Source organism: Delftia sp. Cs1-4, from assembly GCF_000214395.1.
Taxonomy (GTDB): Bacteria; Pseudomonadota; Gammaproteobacteria; order Burkholderiales; family Burkholderiaceae_C; genus Comamonas; species Comamonas acidovorans.
In genome coordinates, this window is the sequence record NC_015563.1 from 2,516,374 (window position 1) to 2,533,500 (window position 17,127).

At 67.9% G+C, this 17,127-nt stretch carries 15 protein-coding genes and 2 tRNA genes; 10 read left to right on the forward strand and 7 right to left on the reverse strand.

Translation table 11 applies throughout. The features are described from left to right. The first annotated feature begins 57 nt into the window (after window positions 1-57). The 4 genes from pheT (at window position 58) to DELCS14_RS11090 (ending at window position 3,577) form a co-directional block, all read left to right on the forward strand. Entirely contained in the window at window positions 58-2,505 is a 2,448-nt protein-coding gene (gene pheT / locus DELCS14_RS11075; RefSeq protein WP_013801677.1) for a phenylalanine--tRNA ligase subunit beta, read from the forward strand. A 33-nt stretch (window positions 2,506-2,538) separates the two neighbouring features. After that, window positions 2,539-2,871 (forward strand): integration host factor subunit alpha, encoded by a 333-nt coding sequence (locus tag DELCS14_RS11080; RefSeq protein ID WP_012206409.1) that lies wholly within the window; start codon window positions 2,539-2,541, stop codon window positions 2,869-2,871. A gap of 188 nt (window positions 2,872-3,059) precedes the next feature. Then, complete coding sequence (locus DELCS14_RS11085) at window positions 3,060-3,470, forward strand: MerR family transcriptional regulator (RefSeq protein ID WP_013801679.1); 411 nt, start codon at window positions 3,060-3,062, stop codon at window positions 3,468-3,470. Between the two features lie 30 nt (window positions 3,471-3,500). Next, window positions 3,501-3,577, forward strand: a tRNA-Pro gene (locus DELCS14_RS11090). A gap of 100 nt (window positions 3,578-3,677) precedes the next feature. Here DELCS14_RS11090 and DELCS14_RS11095 read toward each other — a convergent pair. Further along, window positions 3,678-4,676 (reverse strand): LysR substrate-binding domain-containing protein, encoded by a 999-nt coding sequence (locus tag DELCS14_RS11095; protein WP_082138189.1) that lies wholly within the window; start codon window positions 4,674-4,676, stop codon window positions 3,678-3,680. A gap of 53 nt (window positions 4,677-4,729) precedes the next feature. Here DELCS14_RS11095 and DELCS14_RS11100 point away from each other — a divergent pair, with 53 nt between their 5' ends. The 4 genes from DELCS14_RS11100 (at window position 4,730) to DELCS14_RS11115 (ending at window position 9,488) form a co-directional block, all read left to right on the forward strand. Then, the gene (locus tag DELCS14_RS11100; RefSeq protein ID WP_013801681.1) at window positions 4,730-7,783 is read left to right on the forward strand and encodes an FAD-binding and (Fe-S)-binding domain-containing protein; all 3,054 of its coding nucleotides are present in this window, start codon (window positions 4,730-4,732) and stop codon (window positions 7,781-7,783) included. A gap of 108 nt (window positions 7,784-7,891) precedes the next feature. Further along, window positions 7,892-7,968, forward strand: a tRNA-Pro gene (locus DELCS14_RS11105). A gap of 216 nt (window positions 7,969-8,184) precedes the next feature. Further along, the gene (locus DELCS14_RS11110) at window positions 8,185-8,535 is read left to right on the forward strand and encodes a single-stranded DNA-binding protein (protein ID WP_012206405.1); all 351 of its coding nucleotides are present in this window, start codon (window positions 8,185-8,187) and stop codon (window positions 8,533-8,535) included. Window positions 8,536-8,669: 134 nt separating this feature from the next. Beyond that, window positions 8,670-9,488, forward strand: a complete 819-nt coding sequence (locus tag DELCS14_RS11115) for a MetQ/NlpA family ABC transporter substrate-binding protein (RefSeq protein ID WP_012206404.1) — start codon at window positions 8,670-8,672, stop codon at window positions 9,486-9,488. 184 nt (window positions 9,489-9,672) lie between these two features. Here DELCS14_RS11115 and DELCS14_RS11120 read toward each other — a convergent pair whose 3' ends face one another. From DELCS14_RS11120 to DELCS14_RS11145, 6 genes are all read right to left on the reverse strand, one after another. After that, window positions 9,673-10,398, reverse strand: a complete 726-nt coding sequence (locus tag DELCS14_RS11120; RefSeq protein ID WP_013801682.1) for a nitroreductase — start codon at window positions 10,396-10,398, stop codon at window positions 9,673-9,675. A 4-nt stretch (window positions 10,399-10,402) separates the two neighbouring features. Then, window positions 10,403-11,602 carry a thiolase family protein gene (locus DELCS14_RS11125; protein ID WP_013801683.1) on the reverse strand — a complete coding sequence of 400 codons (1,200 nt, stop codon included), beginning with the start codon at window positions 11,600-11,602 and terminating at the stop codon, window positions 10,403-10,405. Then, on the reverse strand, window positions 11,599-13,131 hold the full coding sequence (locus DELCS14_RS11130; protein ID WP_013801684.1) for an AMP-binding protein: 1,533 nt from the start codon (window positions 13,129-13,131) through the stop codon (window positions 11,599-11,601). The genes DELCS14_RS11125 and DELCS14_RS11130 overlap by 4 nt, the downstream gene beginning before the upstream one ends. Next, window positions 13,124-13,717: a biotin transporter BioY gene (locus DELCS14_RS11135; RefSeq protein ID WP_013801685.1), complete on the reverse strand. Its 594-nt coding sequence runs from the start codon at window positions 13,715-13,717 to the stop codon at window positions 13,124-13,126. Before DELCS14_RS11135 ends, DELCS14_RS11130 begins: the two co-directional genes overlap by 8 nt. Window positions 13,718-13,787: 70 nt before the next feature. Next, window positions 13,788-14,381, reverse strand: coding sequence for an energy-coupling factor transporter transmembrane protein EcfT (locus tag DELCS14_RS11140; protein ID WP_013801686.1), 594 nt, complete (start codon window positions 14,379-14,381; stop codon window positions 13,788-13,790). Window positions 14,382-14,398: 17 nt separating this feature from the next. Further along, the gene (locus tag DELCS14_RS11145) at window positions 14,399-15,139 is read right to left on the reverse strand and encodes an ABC transporter ATP-binding protein (RefSeq protein WP_013801687.1); all 741 of its coding nucleotides are present in this window, start codon (window positions 15,137-15,139) and stop codon (window positions 14,399-14,401) included. A gap of 386 nt (window positions 15,140-15,525) precedes the next feature. On the opposite strand from DELCS14_RS11145, the gene DELCS14_RS11150 reads away from it, so the two are divergent. Together DELCS14_RS11150 and DELCS14_RS11155 are read left to right on the forward strand one after the other, a co-directional pair. Next, window positions 15,526-16,407 carry an ATP-binding cassette domain-containing protein gene (locus tag DELCS14_RS11150; protein WP_013801688.1) on the forward strand — a complete coding sequence of 294 codons (882 nt, stop codon included), beginning with the start codon at window positions 15,526-15,528 and terminating at the stop codon, window positions 16,405-16,407. A 51-nt stretch (window positions 16,408-16,458) separates the two neighbouring features. Further along, window positions 16,459-17,124, forward strand: a complete 666-nt coding sequence (locus DELCS14_RS11155; protein ID WP_012206396.1) for a methionine ABC transporter permease — start codon at window positions 16,459-16,461, stop codon at window positions 17,122-17,124. The last annotated feature ends 3 nt before the right edge of the window (window positions 17,125-17,127 follow it).

Genomic DNA, 17,127 nt, shown 5'->3' on the forward strand with positions numbered 1-17,127 from the left:
CCAAAGAGTCCGCCAGCGCCACGGCGCGCGGACTGAACCAACGCCAAAGAGTCTGATATGCAATTTCCCGAATCCTGGCTGCGCGAGTTCTGCAATCCGCCGCTGACCACCCAAGAACTGGCCGACACCCTGACCATGGCCGGCCTGGAGGTGGAGGAGCTGGAGCCCGTGGCGCCGCCGTTCACCAAGATCGTCGTCGGTGAGATCAAGGCTGCCGAGCAGCATCCCAATGCCGATCGCCTGCGCGTGTGCCAGGTCGATGTGGGCGGACCCGAGCTGCTGACCATCGTCTGCGGCGCGCCCAACGCGCGCGTGGGCATCCGCGTGCCCTGCGCCACGGTGGGCGCCGAGCTGCCGCCCGGTGAAGATGGCAAGCCTTTCCTGATCAAGATCGGCAAGCTGCGCGGTGTGGAGAGCTTCGGCATGCTGTGCTCGGCACGCGAGCTCAAGCTGTCCGAGGACCATGGCGGCCTGATGGAGCTGCCGCTGGACGCGCCCCTGGGCCAGAACATCCGCGAGTACCTGAACCTGGATGACACGCTGCTCACGCTCAAGCTCACGCCCAATCTGGCGCATTGCCTGAGCGTCTACGGCGTGGCGCGCGAAGTGGCTGCGCTGACCGGCGCGCCGCTCAAGCCCCAGTCGTTCACGCCTGCCGCCGTGGGCGTGCAGGACAAGCTGGCCGTGAAGATCGAGGCGCCCGACCTGTGCGGACGCTTCTCGGGCCGCGTGGTGCGCAATGTCAACACCCAGGCGAAGACGCCGCAGTGGATGGTCGATCGCCTGGCGCGCTGCGGCCAGCGCAGCGTGGCGCCGCTGGTGGACATCTCCAACTATGTGATGTTCGAGCTGGGCCGTCCTTCGCACATCTTCGACCTGGACAAGATCCACGGCGGCCTGCAGGTGCGCTGGGGCAAGGAAGGCGAGCAGCTCAAGCTGCTCAACGGCAACACCGTCACCGTGGATGGACAGGTGGGCGTGATCGCCGATGACCGCGAAGTCGAGTCGCTCGCCGGCATCATGGGCGGCGACGCCACGGCCGTGTCCGACGACACGCGCCACATCTACATCGAGGCCGCATTCTGGTGGCCCAAGTCGATTGCTGGCCGTTCGCGCCGCTACAACTTCTCCACCGATGCGGGCCACCGCTTCGAGCGGGGTGTCGATCCCGAACTGACGGTCGAGCACATCGAGCGCATCACCGAGCTGGTGCTGCAGATCTGCGGCACGCCCGAGACCGTCTGCGGCCCCATCGACGACCAGCAGGCCAACATGCCCCAGCCCAAGCCCGTCACGCTGCGCGTGGCGCGTGCGGCCAAGGTCATCGGCATGCCGCTCACGCAGCAGCAGTGCCACGATGCGCTGGCCGGCCTGGGCCTGCCGGTGGAGCAGGGCGATGGCGTGCTCACCGTCACGCCGCCCAGCTTCCGCTTCGACATCAACATCGAGGAAGACCTGATCGAGGAAGTGGCGCGCATGGTGGGTTACGAGAACCTGCCCACGACCAAGCCGCTGGCGCCCATTGCGCCCAAGCTGCGCGCCGAAAACCGCCGCAGCCATTTCGCCGTGCGCCGCGCGCTGGCCGATCTGGGCTACCAGGAAACCATCAACTTCAGCTTTGTGGAAGCCGCATGGGAGAAGGATCTGGCCGGCAACGCCAATCCCATCCAGCTGCTCAACCCCATCGCAAGCCAGCTCAGCGTGATGCGCTCCAGCCTCATCGGCTCGCTCATGCAGGTGCTCAAGTTCAATGCAGACCGCAAGGCCGAGCGCGTGCGCGTGTTCGAGCTGGGCCGTGTCTTCCTCAAGGATGACAGCGTTGTTGACAGCGACACCACGGTCAAGGGCTTCTACCAGCCCATGCGCGTGGCGGGCCTGGCCTGGGGCGCTGGAGAGCAGCTGCAATGGGGCCGCGCCGAAGCCAAGGTGGACTTCTACGACGTCAAGGGCGATGTCGAGGCGCTGCTGGCGCCGCGCAAGCCCGTGTTCGAGCCGGCCGAGCATCCGGCCATGCACCCGGGCCGCTGCGCGCGCGTGCTGCTCGATGGTCAGTCCATCGGCTTCATCGGCGAGCTGCATCCCCAGTGGCGCCAGCAATGGGATCTGGCCCAGGCGCCCGTGCTGTTCGAGCTGGAGCTCGATGCCGTGCTGGCGCGCGAGGTGCCGGTGTTCAAGCCCGTGGCCAAGCACCAGGCCGTGGAGCGCGACATTGCCGTGGTCGTGAACGAAAAGGCCACGCATGCCCAGCTGATGCAGGCGGTGGAAGCTGCCCAGACCGGCGGCCTGCTGCGCTCCGCTGTGCTGTTCGATGTGTTCCGCCCCAAGGCGCTCAAGGCCGGCGAGACAGCGGCACCGGGCGCGCTGGCGCAGGACGAAAAGAGCCTGGCCGTGCGCCTGACGCTGGGCCATGACGACAGCTCGCTGACCGATGTGCAGATCGAACAGGCCGTGCAGGCCGTGCTCGAGCAGCTGCAGCAATGCCTGGGCGCGCGCCTGCGCGCCTGATGGAAGGCCCATGCCGTGAAAGGAGATCCCATGATGGAACTGACGGTGGAAAGTCTTGATTCGCCCGCGCTGACCAAGGCGCAGCTGGCGGACCTGCTGTTCGACGAGATCGGCCTGAACAAGCGCGAATCCAAGGAAATGGTGGATGCGTTCTTCGAGCTGATCTCGCAAAGCCTGGTGACGGGCGAGGATGTGAAGCTGTCGGGCTTCGGCAACTTCCAGATCCGCACCAAGGCACCGCGTCCGGGGCGCAACCCGCGCACGGGCGAGGCCATTCCGATCGAGGCACGCCGCGTCGTTACCTTCCATGCGAGCAGCAAGCTCAAGGAGCAGATCCAGGAAGGCACGACGGGCTCCGCGTCCTGAAGGGGCGTCCCCGGGGCCCGGCTTGCCGTGGCCCAGCTGTCGTCAGCCTGTCTGCCTTGCGGTGGATGGGCTGTTTTTACGACAGGGTGCTGGCCTGCAAGCGAGCTGTGCAGTAGGCTCGGCCTTCTTCCCGGATCGGCGTCCGCGCACCAGCGGCATTGCACATCCTGACCTCATCCACATTTGCCATGGCTTCACTTCTGCCCCAGATTCCCGCCAAGCGCTACTTCACCATCGGTGAGGTCGCGGATCTGTGCGACGTCAAGCCGCATGTGCTGCGCTACTGGGAGCAGGAGTTCACGCAGCTGCGTCCCATGAAGCGGCGCGGCAATCGCCGCTACTACCAGCACCACGAAGTGCTGATGATCCGGCGCATCCGCGAGCTGCTGTACGAACAGGGCTTCACCATCAACGGCGCGCGCAACCGCCTGCGCGAAGCCTCGGGGTCTGCCGTGGTTCCCGCGCTGCAGGCCGGTGTCGTGGTGTCGGCGCCGGCTGCGGCGCCGCTGCTCGGTGGCGATGCCGCAGCCAGCGTTCCGCTGGAGCCGGAGGCCGTGCGCGAGGAGCTTTTGCAGATTCGTGCGCTGCTTTCTATTTGAGAGCAAAAAGCTGTATATAATTGAATTCTTCGGCGTGTAGCGCAGCCTGGTAGCGCACTTGCATGGGGTGCAAGGGGTCGCGAGTTCGAATCCCGCCACGCCGACCATAAATGAATACGGACCACAGCTTCTGGCTGTGGTCCGTTTTTCTTTGTGCCATCGCCAACCGCTACCAACCGCTGAAGGGGAGTGGCCGTTGCGCAGGAATCAACCCTGAGCGCAGGTCTCAAGCAGCCATTGCCGGAAGGCTGCCAGCGCCGGCAGTGTCGCGTTCCTCTCGGGATAGACCAGGTAGTAGCTGCGCTGGCTGGGGATGGCGTCTCCCACCACGTGCAGCTCACCGCGCGCTATCTCCTCTTCCACCAGCACCCGTGGCACCAGGCCCACGCCCATGCCTGCCAGCACGGCCTGTATCAGGTGCGAGGTCAGCTCGAAGCTCGGCCCTATTCGCATCTGCCGGTGATCGAGCCGATAGTGCGTGAACCACTCGCTCCATGCCTGCCGGTTGCTGGCCACCGTGAGCAGCACCTGTTGGCCCGCCCAATCCGGCGAGGCTGCTGCCTGCCCGGCCTGCTGCAGCGCCTGCGGGCTGGCCACCGCCACCAGAAACTCGTGATACAGGCGATGCGCGGTCAGCCCGGGCCAGTCTCCCGTGCCCACGGTGATGGCGGCGTCTATCTCTGCGCTGTCGAAATCGATATCGCCGATGCGCGAGTGGATGTGCATCGTCACCCCGGGCTGCGCCTGGTAGAAACCATGCAGGTGCGGCAGCAGCCATTTGGAGCCGAAGGTGGGCAGGGTGGCCAGGTTGAGGGTGCCGCCGCCGGACTGGCGTGACATGGCCTGCAGGGTGGCGCTGCGTATGCGGCCCAGCGCGGCGCCCAGGTCGATGAAGTAGCGGCGCCCCACATCGGTCAGGCGCACCGTGCGGCCCTCGCGGCGGAACAGGCTGATGCCCAGCTGCGCCTCCAGCGTCTGCACCTGCCGGCTGATGGCGCTCTGGCTGAGCGACAGCTCCTCGGCCGCACGCGCATAGCTTTCGTGGCGCGCGGCCGCCTCGAAGACCAGCAGCAGGGACATGGAGGGCGTCAGGCGTCGGTAATTCATGAGTTTTATGCAGTGTTTGCGGCAGCAATTTTCGTTTGTTCCAGAGGAAGAGTGTAGGGATACTTGCGGCCATGGTCGGCCTGAAATCGTGTATTGCATGCATGGGTTTTCTGGGCTGATCGCCTGCAACAAAACTCCCCACCTTGCCTTCCATGTCGATTGCCCCATTGCCCCACGCCAGCGCCCCCGTGCCTGCCCAATACCTTGAGTTTCTTGACGCGTTGAAGGCCGCCGGCTTCGAGGGCGACGTGGACACGGACCATGCCAGCCGCACCGTGCTGGCCACGGACAACTCCATCTACCAGCGCATGCCGCAGGCGGCCATCTACCCGCGTCACGCCGAGGATGTGGCCAGGGCGGCGCAGGTGCTGGCGCGGCCTGAGTTCCGCGATGTGGTGCTGACACCGCGCGGCGGCGGCACCGGAACGAATGGCCAGTCGCTCACGCATGGCGTGACCATGGACTTGTCACGGCACATGAACGGCATCCTCGAAATCAATGCCGAGCAGCGCTGGGTGCGCGTGCAGGCCGGCGTGGTCAAGGACCAGCTCAACGCCGCGCTCAAGCCATACGGGCTGTTCTTTGCCCCCGAGCTGTCCACCTCCAACCGCGCCACCATCGGCGGCATGATCAACACCGATGCCAGCGGGCAGGGCAGCTGCACCTATGGCAAGACGCGCGACCACGTGCTGGCGCTGGACTTCGTGCTGCTGGGCGGCGAGCGCCTGCACAGCGCGCCGCTGGATGCCGAGGCGCTGGAGCGCATGTGCGCCGATTCGGGGTGCATCGGCAAGGTGCACCGCACGGCGCGGCGCATCAGCGAGGACCAGGCGGAGTTGATCGAGGCGCGGTTTCCCAAGCTCAACCGCTGCCTCACCGGCTATGACCTGGCCCATCTGCGCGAAGGCGACGGGCGCTTCAACCTCAACAGCGTGCTGTGCGGCGCCGAAGGCTCGCTGGGCTTCGTGGTGGAGGCGCGGCTCAACGTGCTGCCCATTCCCCGGTACTCGGTCCTGGTCAACGTGCGCTATGCGGGCTTCATGGATGCGCTGCGCGATGCGCGCGCGCTGATGGCGCACCGGCCGCTGTCCATCGAGACGGTGGACTCCAAGGTACTGCTGCTGGCCATGAAGGACTTCGTCTGGAGCAGCGTGGCCGAGTACTTCCCGCAGGACGGCCAGCGCCCCACGCTGGGCATCAACCTGGTGGAATTCAGCGGCGACGATCCGCAGGAGGTCGATGGCCGCGTGCAGGCCTTCCTCGCGCACCTGGGCGCCGACGCCTCGGTGGAGCGGCTGGGCCACACGCTGGCGGCGGGCAATGCAGCGGTCCACCGCGTCTATGCCATGCGCAAGCGCGCCGTGGGCCTGCTGGGCAACGTGGCGGGCGAGGCGCGGCCCCAGCCCTTTGTCGAAGACACGGCCGTGCCGCCCGAGAACCTGCCCGAGTTCATTGCCGAGTTCCGCGCGCTGCTGGACAGCCACGGCCTGCAGTACGGCATGTTCGGCCACGTCGATGCCGGCGTGCTGCATGTGCGCCCCATCCTGGACATGAAGAACCCCGTGGACGCCGCCCTGGTGCGCCCCATCTCCGACGCGGTGGCCGAACTCACGCAGCGCCATGGCGGCCTGCTGTGGGGCGAGCACGGCAAGGGCCTGCGCTCCGAATATGTGCCGGCCTTCTTCGGCGAGCTGTATCCCTCGCTGCAGCAGCTCAAGGCCGCCTTCGACCCGCACAACCAGCTCAACCCCGGCAAGATCGCCACGCCGCCGGCCAGCAAGACCTTGCTGCTCAAGGTGGACGGCGTCACCACGCGCGGCGAGCTGGACCGGCAGATCGACGAGCGCGTATGGCAAAGCTATGGCGCGGCCATGCACTGCAACGGCAACGGCGCCTGCTACAACTTCGACCCGGACGACGCCATGTGCCCGTCCTGGAAGGCCACGCGCCAGCGCGTGCATTCGCCCAAGGGCCGGGCCTCGCTGATGCGCGAATGGCTGCGCCTGCAGGGGCAGGCCGGCGTCAACGTGCTGGAGGTCGCGCAGCGGCCCCAACCCTTCCTGTCCAGCCTGGCCGCGCGCTGGCGCAACAGCCGCGCGGCGCGCCGCGGCGAGGCCGATTTCTCTCACGAGGTCTATGACGCCATGGCCGGCTGCCTGGCCTGCAAGTCCTGCGCCGGGCAGTGTCCCGTCAAGGTCAACGTGCCCGAATTCCGCTCGCGCTTTCTGGAGCTCTACCACCGCCGCTACCTGCGGCCCGTGCGTGACTACCTGATCGGCTCGCTGGAGTTCACCATGCCGTGGCTGGCGCGCATGCCCGCGCTCTACAACGGGGTGATGGGCTCGCCATGGATGCGCGATGTGCTCAGCCGGCGCATCGGCATGGTCGATGGCCCGCTGCTGAGCCGGCTGGACCTGGCAGCCACCTTGCGGCAATGGAAGGTGCGCGCGGCCGATGCGCAGGTGCTGGCCGCGCTCACGCCCGAGCAGCGCGCGCGCAGCGTGGTCATCGTGCAGGACAGCTTTACCCGCTACTTCGAGACCGGCCAGCTGCAGGTGCTGATCGAGCTGGCGGCGCGCCTGGGATTCCAGGTCTGGCTGGCGCCGCTGCTGCCCAATGGCAAGCCGCTGCATGTGCAGGGATTCATGGGCGCCTTTGCCAAGGCGGCCATCCGCAATGCCGCGCAGCTGGCGCAACTGGCGCAGTCCGGCGTTGCGCTGGTGGGGCTGGATCCGGCCATGACGCTGGCCTATCGGCAGGAATACCTCAAGGTGCCGGGCATGGGCGAGGTGCCGAAGGTCGCGCTGCCCCAGGAGTGGCTGCTGCAGGTGCTGCCCGAGGCAGTGACCAGCGTGGCCAGCGTGGCCTACCGGCTGCTGCCGCACTGCACTGAAAAGACCAATGCGCCCGACAGCGGCAAGCAGTGGACGCAGCTTTTCGAGCGACGGGGGCTGCGCCTGAGCGTGGAGGCCACGGGCTGCTGCGGCATGTCGGGCACCTACGGGCATGAGGCGCGCAACCTCGAAACCTCCAAGACCATCTATGCCCAGTCATGGGAGAAACAGATCGAGAGCAAGCAGAACCTGGGCGAGCCGCTGGCCACCGGCTATTCCTGCCGCAGCCAGGTCAAGCGACTGTCTGCACGCCAGTTGCGCCATCCGTTGGAGGCCTTGCTGGACCACGTGCGCGCCACGCATCAGGGGTGAGAAGATGCGGGGGGCTGATCGTCGCCATTTCAGGAATTTGCAGACATTTTTGAAAAATCTCTGCGTTTTCCCTGAAGGCCTGTTTTTAGTCCCTATAATTCAATGCTTCGGCGTGTAGCGCAGCCTGGTAGCGCACTTGCATGGGGTGCAAGGGGTCGCGAGTTCGAATCCCGCCACGCCGACCAAAACGCAAAGCTCCTGACGGAAACGTCAGGAGCTTTTTGCTTTGTACGTTCGTTTTTTTGCGCGCGATGGCGCCTTGCCGCGAAGAGCAAGGGCATGTGCAAGTGCAGCTTCGCCAGGCAGGTCCATCACGGATGGCGAGGGCAGCCAGCGCATGAAAAGTCCATGCACCGCGAAGATACGCGTCCCGGTCTGGGCACGTAAAACCTGCACCTACAATGGCGTCTTTTGTAACTGACGATTTCTTCCTGGTCTCGCACATGATGGATGGACTGATTACCGGCAGACTCACCGGTACGCCCGAACACCGCAGCGACCGCAATCGGCGCCCCTTCATGGTGGCCCGCGTGCGTTCCGAGGCATCCGATGGCACCTCCATCCCGGTCAACGTGGTTGCATTCGATGCCCAGGCCTGCGAGGTGCTGCGCAATCTGATCGAAGGCGATGCCGTGGCGCTGCGTGGCAGCTTCACGCCCAAGGTCTGGATAGACCGCCAGGAACAACCCCACCCTGTGCTGGACGTCGTGGCCCACCAGGTGATGGCAACGCCCGAGTTCCAGGACCGCTGACGCCCGCGCTGCGGCGCCGGTTGTGAGCTACTGAAAAAACTGTCTAGCCGCAGTGTGCCGGTACGGCCGCCGCGCGCTGTGTTGGCGCTACAGTGTGCGCCTGTGTTTTTGACAGGTTACAAGGAACCGCATCCATGCCCACCAAGCGCCATTTCCTCCGCCGCACGCTCACGGCCGCCGCGATTGCCAGCACCGCCGCCATGACCCTGCTGGCCATGCCCGCGCAGGCGCAGGACAAGCCCATCAAGGTCGGCGTCACGGCCGGCCCGCACGCCCAGATCATGGAACAGGTCAAGAAGGTCGCCGAGAAGAACGGCCTGAAGATCCAGATCGTGGAATTCGGCGACTACGTGCAACCCAATGCCGCGCTGTCTGCCGGTGACCTGGACGCCAACAGCTACCAGCACCGCCCCTACCTCGACGCCCAGGTGCGCGACCGCGGCTACAAGATCGGCTGGGTGGCCGACACGGTGAATTTCCCCATCGGCATCTATTCCAAGAAGATCAAGCAACTGGCCGACCTGCCCCAGGGCGCCAAGTTCGGCATCCCCAACGATCCCACCAACGGTGGCCGCGTGCTGCTGCTGCTGCAGGCGCAGGGCCTGATCAAGCTCAAGGAAAGCGCAGGCCTGAAGGCCACGCCGCTGGACGTGGTTTCCAACCCCAAGAAGCTGCGCTTCGTGGAGCTGGACGCAGCCCAGCTGCCACGCTCGCTGGATGACCTGGACGCCTCGGCCATCAACACCAACTTCGCGATCTCGGCAGGCCTGAACCCCAAGACCGATGCCATTGCGCAGGAAAACGCCAAGAACCCCTATGTGAACATCCTGGTCGCGCGCGATGCCGACAAGGGCAAGCCCTGGGTGGCGCAACTGATCAAGGCCTACCACTCCGATGAAGTGCGCCAGTTCATCGATGTGCAGTTCAAGGGGTCGGTGATTCCTGCATTTTGATAGGAAGCACCCCCTGAGCGGCTGACGCCGCTTCCCCCTCTCTCGCTTCGCGGGAGGGGGACGACACCCTCGCTTCGGGGCGGCCCTTGCTCGGTGTCCCTCGCTTTGGGTTGCGCCGGTTTCGGTCGCCGTGTTCAGTGCGAGCGAGGGCTGAATTGCAAAAGCTGCCATTGGCAGCTTTTTTTCATTCCCCCAGCACTTTGAAATATTCGCCCAGCGGTGCGCGGGTGGTCTGGGTGCGGTTGACGGGGGCGGCCTCGTCGGGCCAGCCCAGGGCCAGGCCGCAGACGATGTGCTCGCCGGGCGGCAGGTCGAGCACGCGGCGCACGGTGTCGGGGTAGGAGGCCAGGGCGCCGATGGCGCAGCTGCCCAGGCCCTGGGCGGCTGCGGCCATTTGCAGGCCGTACAGGGTCATGCCCAGGTCCATGTAGCCGCCTGCGCCGAAGCGGGCGTCGATGCTCACGACCAGGGCCACGGGCGCATCGAAGAAGCGGTAGTTGCGGCCGAACTGCGCGTCGCGCCCTGCGCGGTCCTCGCGGGCCACGCCCAGGGCGCTGTACAGGGCCTGGGCCGACGCCACCTGGCGCTTGCGCAGCGCCATGGGCATGGGGCGGGGGAAGTAGCCGTAGTCCTCGCGCTCAGGCGCTCCGCCTTGCCAGTCGGCCAGCAGCGCCTGTGTGAGTGCGCCGCGCAGGCTGCCGCGCACCTGGATGAACTGGCCGGGCTGCAGGTTGCCGCCGCTGGGCGCCCGGCGGGCCGATTGCAGCAACTGGTGCAGCAGCGCATCCGGCACGGGATCGGGCCGGTAGGCGCGCACGGAGCGGCGCGCGTGCACCAGGGCCTCATGCGCATCGCCAAAGGGAAGGGTGTCGAACGGTGGGTTGGCGGACATGGGAAATGCGGAGTCCATGGATTCAAAGCGCCTGCACCAGGCAGGCCGCGCCTATGCCGCCCGCCCCTGCAATGGCGGCCAGGCCCAGGGCCGGTCTGTGGGCTGCTGGCGTGCGGTGCAGGTCTGAGAGCATGCGCACCAGCGCAACCGCGCCCGATGCGCCTATGGGATGGCCGCGCGCCAGGCCACCGCCGCCGGTGTTGAGCTGCTGCAGCGGCAGGCCCAGGGTTTCGGCAAAGGCCAGGGCCTGCACGGCGAAGGCATCGTGCAACTCCACAGCCTGGAGCTCTGCCGCAGTCAGGCAAGGCAGCTGCAGCATTGCGGCTCCACGCTCCAGCACCTGCTGGGCCGCCAGTGCGGCGGCGACCAGCGGTGTTTCCGGCGCATGGCCCAGCGAGGCACTGGCCACCCAGCGGGCGCGTGGCTGCAGGCCCAGGCGTGCACAGGCCTGCGGCGTGGCCAGCAGCACCAGGGCTGCGCCATCGGCCTTGGGCGAGATGGTGGGTGTGCTCAGCGCATGGCGCTGGCGTGCATGGGCGTCAACGGCGCCAGCCGCTTCGGCCACCACGGGCATGCGGGCAACGCGGGCCGGGTTCAAGGCGCGCGGATAGGCGTCATGGTCCAGCCCGGCCATGGGCACGATCTCTTGGGCCAGCCGGTCGCGGTGCGCGAGCGCCAGCGCGTGGCTGTGGATGGCATGGGCCTCCTGAACGGCGCGGGTGATTCCATGGGCCAGCGCGTGGTCGGCGGCCGATTGCAGCAGGTCCGGGTCGCGTGCGGGGTCGGGGGCGAACGCGGGGCGGTCATAGGTGACGGGCAACTCGCCTGCATGGCGCGGGCGTGTCTGGCGGATGGGGGCGCGGCTCCAGGCCTCGGCACCACCGGCCACCACGATATCGGCCTGGCCCGACAGCAGCAGGCCCGCAGCCAGGGCCACGCTGTCCAGGCCAGAGCAGCATTGGGTGTCCACGCTGTGGGCCGCGCAGCGCTCCGGCAGGCCCGCAGCCAGGGCCAGCATGCGGGCCGGGTTGCCGCCTGCGCCCAGGGCGTTGCCTAAGACCACGGCATCCACGGCCCGGGCAGGCAGGCCGGCCCGGGCCAGCAGGGCCTGGAGCACGGGCGCGCCCAGTTCGTGCGCCGCAAGCTCGCGCAGCGCACCGCCCACGGGGGCGACGGGGCTGCGCGCCCAGGCCAGGATGACGGGGGCGTCTTGCGGGTTCATGGCAGGGGCAGCAGTGCGGGTTCGCCGGGCAGTGCCCGGCCAGTGTCCGTGTCCGTGTCCGTGTCCGTGGCGGTGGCGGTGGCAGTGGCCGCCAGCGCGCGCGCCAGCCGGCCATGGTCGGTCTTGCCGCTGGCGGTCTGCGGCCAGTCGGTGCAGCTCCACCATTGGCGAGGCAGCTTGTAGCTTTCCAGGCGCTCGCGCAGCCAGGCTGCCAGCGCCTGTGCGGAGCCTGCGGGCGCGGCGCCGTGCCATTGCACGACGGCGTGCACCTGCATGCCGCGCAGCGCGTCGGGAAGGCCTTGGATGGAGACCTGGGCCACGCCCGGGTGCGCGGCCAGCAGGGTTTCGACTTCCTCGGGGAACAGGTTCTTGCCCTGGGTGACGAGCATGCGGCTCTGGCGCCCGGCCAGGCACAGCTGGCCGCCGGCATCGATATGGCCCATGTCGCGCACGGACAGCCATTCGCCGTCGCGCAGCGCGGCCGTGCCGTCGCGCGCCTCGCCCACATAGTCCATGAACAGCATGGGGCTGCGCATGTAGATCAGGCCGTCCTCGCCCGGCTGCAGGGGCTGGTCGCCGGGCTGCTGCGTGGCGGGGCGGATCTGCAACTGCACATTGCTGAAGGGCCGGCCCACGGCCTGGGGCGGGGCCTGTTCGTCGGCCTCCATCCAGGCGATGAAGCTGGCCTCCGAGGCGCCGTAGAACTCGATGATGCGTGCGCGCGGAAACAGCGCGCGCAGGGCCGGGGTCTGGGCGCGCATCCAGCGCGCGCCGCTGATCATGATCAGCTCCACCTCGGGGATGGGCGCCAGCGCGCGGTGTGCGGCCCATTGCAGCATCAGCAGCAACTGGCTGGGCACGGCGACCAGGCAGGGCGCCTCGCCGCGCGCCAGCGAGGCCAGGCAGCGCGCCGCCGAGAACCGCTCCTGCACCACGGCGCCTTCGCCGCACCACAGGCCCTGCATCACGCCGAACAGGAACAGCGAATGCGAGATACGCCCGGGCGCCATGGTGCGCTGCGCGGCCACGGGGCCGAAGTCCTCGAGGCAGACGCGAAAGCTCTCTGTCCACGAACGGTGGTGGCGCATGAAGCCCTTGGGCAGCCCGGTGCTGCCCGAGGTGAAGCCGGTGTAGAAGGCGCAGGTGGCGGTGGCCTCGGCCAGTGGGCTGGGCGCCGTGGGTAGCCAGCCCTCGATGCGGCTGCGCACGGCCTCGGGCCAATCAGGGTCGGCCACGGCGGCGCAGCGGCCGCTGTGCAGGATGGCGAGGAATTCGACGATGGCATCCACGGTGTTGGCGCTGCCGCCCGTGTCCAGCAGCAGCATCTCTGGCGCCTGGCCGGCCACCAGCGCGGCCGAGCGCTGCAGCACGGCGGCATGCAGCGCGGCAAAGCTCCATTGGCCCGCCTCGCTTTGCAGCGCCATCGCATCGGGGCGCTGCCGGGCCCAATGCTCCAGCGGGCCATGGACCAAGGTCCACGGGTGCTGCAGCGGCGCGGCCAGCGGGTGGGACGCGAGCGGCTCAACCATGCTGGCGGCCTCCGAACGGCCAGTCCGGCATGCCGCGCGCCACCGTGTGCACCACCAGGGCGCACAACACGCACTTGATCAGATCGCCGGGCACGAACAGCAAGGTGGCCATGAAGGCCTGCGACAGGCTGAGCTTGGCCATCAGCATGAGGCCCAGCACGCCAAAGGCATGCAGGGCCACCAGCCCGCCCAGCGCCGAGGCCGCAAAGGCGCTGAACGCCGCGCGCCGGGGCGAGCCCTGGGGCAGCGCACGCATGACCAGGCCGGCAATGCAGGCCGCCAGCGGGTAGCCCAGCAGGTAGCCGGCCGAGGGCGCCATGAAGACGGCAATGCCGCCGCGCCCGCCCGACAGCAGGGGCAGGCCCACGGCCACGGCCGCGAGGAACAGCAGCATGGACTGCATGCCGCGCCAGGGGCCGAGCATCACGCCGGCCAGCATCACGCCCAGCGACTGGATGGTGATGGGCACGCCCAGCGGCAGGTCGATCTTGGGAATCAGGCCCATGACCGCCATCAGCGCCGCAAACAGCGAGACCTGGGCCATGGAGCGCGCAGAGGCGCGTGAGACGGTGGAGGGGGCGGTCATGGACGGTTCTCGGAAGGTTCTCGCAAGGCTTTTGCGTATGGATCGGTCGGGGAATGGGGCAGGGCAGGCCTCAGCGGCCCAGGCGAGCCCACAGCGCATCGGACACGCGGCGCGTGGCCTGCAGCATGTGGATGGTCAGCGGCGCAATCAGGCGCAGGCCGCCGGCGCGGCCCGTGCGCAGCCGGTGGGCATCGTCCATGCGCTTCCACTGCACAAAGAAATGCTCGGTGAAACGCAGCATCAATGCCAGCTGCAGGGCCACCTGTTCGGGGGAGATGCCGATGCGCTCCAGCGGCGCTAGCAGCCGCTCCAGCACATCGACCAGATCGCTGGGGCGCGTGCTCACGGTCAGCGCCATGCCCAGCGTGGAGGCGCAGACCAGGCGCAGCGCGCTGGCGGCGGCCAGGGCGTAGTGCTGCATCCACGCATGGAAGGCAGCAACCAGCAAGGCGGCCACGGTGACCGACAGCATGAGCCGCCGTGCGCCCTCGGTGGCACGGCCCAGCGACAGCCACAGCAGGCCGCAGGCGGCGCCGGCCAGGGCCAGCAGCCACGGTGAATCGATGAGGAACAGGCCCGTTCCCAGCAGCGCCATGAGCAGCAGCTTGCGGCCCGCGCTCCAGGCATGGAGCCAGCTGGTGTATTCGCTGTAGAGGCTTCCCATGGCGGCCGGCTCCTGCGTCAGTCCTGCGCTTGCAGCCGCCGGGCCACGTCGGCTTCATAGGCCGCGCAGACCTCATGGCCGGGGCCGTCTGCGCGCACTTTGCCGCGCTCCAGCCAGAGCACGCGGCCAAAGCTGCGCACGTGGTCCAGCACATGGGTGGAGACCAGCACCTGCTGCTCGGCGGCCGCGATGTCCCGGGCCAGCCGCGCCTGGCCCGGCAGGTCCAGGCTGGCGAAGGGCTCGTCCAGCAGCAGCACGCGCGGCGCGGCAATGAGCAGGGCCAGCCAGCACACCTGCTGGCGCTGGCCCTGGCTGAGCCCGGCCACGGCGCGCGGTGCCCAGTCGGCCAGGCCGCGGCTGGCCAGCAGGGAACGGGCGCGCTCCGTGGCCTCGCGCCGCGAGATGCCCGAAGGGCGCAGACCCAGGGCCAGCTCTTCCTCCACGGTGGGGAAGATGATCTGGTCGTCGGGGTTCTGGAACATCAGCCCGACCTGGCCCGGGCGCTGTGCACGGGCTTCGTGCAGTTCGGTGCCGTCCAGCAGCACGCGCCCGGCCTCGGGCGCATCCAGGCCGCACAGCAGGCGGAACAGGCTGGTCTTGCCGGCGCCGTTGTCGCCGATGAGGCCCACGCGCGGCTCGTCCAGCCGCAGGTCGAGGCCGTCAAAGACTGTTGTGATGCCGCGCCGCAGGCGCACGGCTTCCACGCGCAGGCTGGCGGTGCTGGCAGGGCGGTCGGCAGTTCGGGAGGATTCGGGCATGGCAAAAGAAAGCGGGCACTTACCTGTAATGCACGCAACCGCAAGGGATCTTGCCGTTGTACAGGCCTGTCGGGGGCGGATTCTAGCAATGCCGTCCAGGCCGTACATCAAGGCTTGAAAGACGGCAATCGATATAAGCACCGTATTTTTTATTCTTTTGTTTGAACAACGTTTTGCAACACACTCGTTAGAACACTAATGACGGCAGATCCTGGGGATTCGCCTGTGCTTGGCGACGACGCGAGACAACGCATGCCCATCGGCTTGCAACTGCGTCCAACTGCGCAGCACAGGGCCCGGAAATTGCGCGCCATTGCCTGGAGATGGCGGTGCAAAGGCTGCCGTTGCCGATCCCAGGACCGTTTTCACTGCCGAACCGAGACTCCATGACCGTCCAGACCGCCCATTTGGCCCCGGAAAACGCGCTGATCCGCCTGCGCGACCTGCAAAAGAAATTTGTAACAGCCGATGGCAAGCACTTCGATGCCGTGCGTTCGGTATCGCTGGACATCGGCCAGGGCACGGTCTTCGGCCTGATCGGCAAGAGCGGCGCGGGCAAGTCCACGCTGCTGCGCCTGATCAACCTTCTGGAGCGTCCCGACAGCGGCGAGGTGGTGGTGGCAGGCCAGCGCCTGACCGACCTGGGCCGCCGCGCGCTGCGCGAGGCGCGCCAGAACATCGGCATGATCTTTCAGCAGTTCAACCTGCTGCAGAACGCCACCGTGTTCGAGAACGTGGCCTTTCCGCTGCGCATCCACGGTGGCCATTCGCGTGCCCATATCGAGCAGCGCGTGCGCGAGTGCCTGGACATCGTCGGCCTGACCGACAAGGCGGCCAGCCATCCTGCCCAGCTGTCGGGCGGCCAGAAGCAGCGCGTGGCGATTGCGCGCGCCCTGGCGCCGCGCCCGCAGGTGCTGCTGTGCGACGAGCCCACCTCGGCGCTGGACAGCGAGACCACGCGCTCCATCCTGGCCACGCTGGCCGACATCAACAGCCGCCTGGGCGTGACCATCGTCATCGTCACGCACGAGCTGGCCGTGGTCGATGCGCTGTGCAGCGAGGTGGCCATCATCGAGCAGGGCCAGGTGGCCGAACGCTTCACGCTGCCCGCCCTGCCGCAGGGCCGTGCCTACGAGGCGCCGCAGCGCGCCACGCTGCTGGGCAGCGAACTCGAGGCCCTGCGCGTGGAGCGCGCCGACAAGGCCCTGCGCGAGCGCGGCGCCACCCGTCCCGTGGTGCTGCGCGCCGTGGGCGGCTCCGAGCACTGATGGGGTCTTCGCCCCTTCCCGTTTTTCCCTTCTTTTCGATTCCGCATTCCCATGTCTGAAAACATCGTCGAAATCCTGCCCGAGCTGTGGCTGGCCATGGGCCAGACCCTTTTGATGCTGGGCATCGGCCTGTCGGCCGCCGTGCTCATCGGCGGCCCGCTGGGCGTGCTGCTGTTCCTGCTGGGACCCGGCCAGTCGCTGGACAACCGCCCGGCCTTTGCCGTGCTGAACTGGACGGTCAATACCGTGCGGTCCTTCCCCTTCATCATCTTGCTGGTCGCGCTGGTGCCCTTCACGCGCTGGCTGGCCGGCACCTCCATCGGCCCGCTGGCTGCGGCCGTGCCGCTGTCCGTGGCGGCCATTCCCTACCTGGCTCGCCTGGTGGACCAGTGCCTGCGCGACGTGCCGCGCGGCGTGATCGAGGCCGCGCACGCCATGGGCGCATCGGAGCTGCAGATCGTCTGGCGCGTGCTCATCGTCGAGGCGCGTTCGGGCCTGGTGCTGGCGCTGACCGTGCTGGCCGTGAGCTTTCTGTCGTACTCGGCCATTGCCGGCGTAGTGGGCGGCGGCGGCATTGGCGATCTGGCCATCCGCTACGGCTACTACCGCTTCCAGACCGATGTGATGGTGCTCACCGTGACCATCCTCGTGGCCATGGTCCAGGTCATCCAGTTCGTGGGCAACACGGCGGCCCGCCGCCTGGACAAGCGCGGCTGAGCG